Annotated in this window: 1 protein-coding gene; it reads left to right on the forward strand. The window is 67.6% G+C overall.

Annotated elements, in window-relative coordinates; genetic code table 11:
- Positions 1 to 31 precede the first annotated feature (31 nt).
- A partial coding sequence (locus ABD371_RS35605) for a non-ribosomal peptide synthetase (RefSeq protein WP_344486885.1) occupies positions 32 to 2,417 on the forward strand: 2,386 nt, incomplete at its 3' end.

Genomic DNA, 2,417 nt, shown 5'->3' on the forward strand with positions numbered 1-2,417 from the left:
GCTGGGTGTGTTGACCGGTCGTGATGATGTGGTGTTCGGGTCGACGGTTTCGGGGCGTCCGCCGGAGTTGGCGGGTGTGGAGTCGATGGTGGGTTTGTTCATCAATACGGTTCCGGTGCGGGTGCGGCTGGATTATGGGGAGTCGTTGGGTGATTTTCTGGTTCGGGTGCAGCGTGAGCAGTCCGAGCTGCTGGATCACCAGTATTTGAGCCTCGCGGAGATCCAGCGGATCGCCGGGACCGGAGCTGGAGAACTCTTCGACACCACCACGATCTTCGAGAATTACCCGCTGGAACTGAATGACATCGTGCCGCCCGAGAGCGGCCTTCGGCTCACCGGGATCGAGACGCGCGGCGACGGTGTCACCCACTACCCGCTGACTCTCTCGATCGTGCCCGGCGACCCCATACGGGTGCGGCTGACCTACCGCCCGGACAGCTTTGAGCGTGCGGACGTCGAAGACATCATGGCCCGGTTCATCCGGCTGCTGGAGGCGATCGCCGACCACCCGGAGGAGCGAATCGGCCGGCTGGACACCCTCTCGGAGGGCGAACGCGACCGATTGCTCACCGAAGGGAATCCGCCCGCCCCCGAGGCGGAGCCCCGTCGACTGCCGGAGCTGTTCGAGGAGCGGGTGGCGCGTACCCCGGATGCCCCGGCCCTCGCCTACGGCGAGGTCTCCCTCACCTACGCGGAGGTCAACGCGCGGGCGAATCGGCTGGCGCGAGAGCTGGTGGCGAGGGGAGCGGGCCCCGAGCGGGTCGTGGCGCTGGCCGTGCCGCGTTCCGTGGACATGGTGATCGGGATACTCGCGGTGCTGAAGGCGGGCAGCGCCTATGTTCCGGTGGACCCCGAATACCCGGCGGACCGTATCGCGTTCATGCTCGCCGACGCCCGTCCGGTCTCCGTCCTCACCACCGCCGAAACCGCCCCACTGGTGCCCGGCACCGGTGTGCCCGTGGTGGTGCTCGACAGCCCGGAAACGGCGGAGACACTCCGCCGGCACTCGGACACCGACCTGGTGGACGCGGATCGCGAGGGCGCACTCCATCCGGAGAACGCCGCCTACGTCATCTACACCTCGGGCTCGACGGGCAGGCCCAAGGGGGTGGTCGTATCGCATCAGAATGTGCTGCGGCTGATGGAATCCCTGCGGCCCGTCTACCCCTTCGGCCCCGACGATGTGTGGACGCTCTTCCACTCCTATTCGTTCGACGTATCGGTCTGGGAGATCTGGGGCGCGCTGCTGCACGGCGGCAAACTGGTCGTCGTCCCCTTCGATGTCACCCGCTCGCCCGCGGAGCTGCTGCGGCTCCTGGTGCGCGAGAAGGTCACCGTTCTCAATGAGACGCCGTCCGCGTTCTACCAGCTCGACCAGGTGGACCAGGCGGATCCGCGTCCAGGGCGGGACCTGGCCCTGCGCTGGGTCATGCTCGCGGGCGAGGCGCTGGACCCGAGCCGGCTGACCGGCTGGTACGAGCGCCATGCCGACGACGCCCCGACCCTGGTCAACGCGTACGGCCCCACGGAAGCCACCATCTACACCAGCCATGTCGCCCTGGACGCCGACTCGACCCGCTCCACGGCCAGTGTCATCGGACACCCGGTCCCCGACCTCCGGCTGCATGTCCTGGACCTGGCCCTGCGGCTCGTGCCCGTGGGCGTCGTGGGTGAGCTGTATGTGTCGGGCACGGGTGTGGCGCGCGGTTACGCGGGGCGCGCGGCTCTGACGGCGGGCCGGTTCGTCGCCGATCCCTATGGTCCGGCGGGGACGCGGATGTACCGGACGGGGGATCTGGTGCGCCGGCTACGGGACGGGAGTCTGGAGTATGTCGGGCGGGCCGACGATCAGGTGAAGGTGCGGGGTTTCCGTATCGAGCTGGGCGAGATCGAGGCCGTGCTGCTGGCGCGGGAGGGCGTCGGCCAGGCCGCCGTGGTGGTCCGTTCCGACCGGCCTGACGATCAGCGACTGGTGGCGTACGCCGTTCCCGAGGCCGGTGCCCGGCTCGACGGGGCGGAGCTTCGCCGATCAGTCGGCGGGGAACTGCCGGACTATATGGTCCCGGCCGCGGTGGTCGTTCTGGACCAGCTCCCGCTGACGGTGAACGGCAAGCTCGACCGCAGGGCGCTGCCCACTCCGTACTTCGCCGCGGCGGTCACGGACGACGCCCCCCGAACCCCTCGGGAAGAGGACCTCTGTCGTTTGTTTGCTGAGGTTCTTGGGGTGCCTCGGGTGGGTATTCATGACAGTTTCTTTGATTTGGGTGGGCATTCGTTGTTGGCGACTCGGTTGATTAGTCGTATTGAGGGGGTGTTGGGTGTTCGTTTTTCGGTGAGGGATTTGTTTGAGTGGCCGTCGGTTGCTGGTTTGGTGGGTCTTGGTCGTGGTGGGGGTGTTCGGTCTGGTGTGGTGCGGG

Source organism: Streptomyces amakusaensis (assembly GCF_039532665.1).
GTDB classification, from domain to species: Bacteria; Actinomycetota; Actinomycetes; order Streptomycetales; family Streptomycetaceae; genus Streptomyces; species Streptomyces amakusaensis.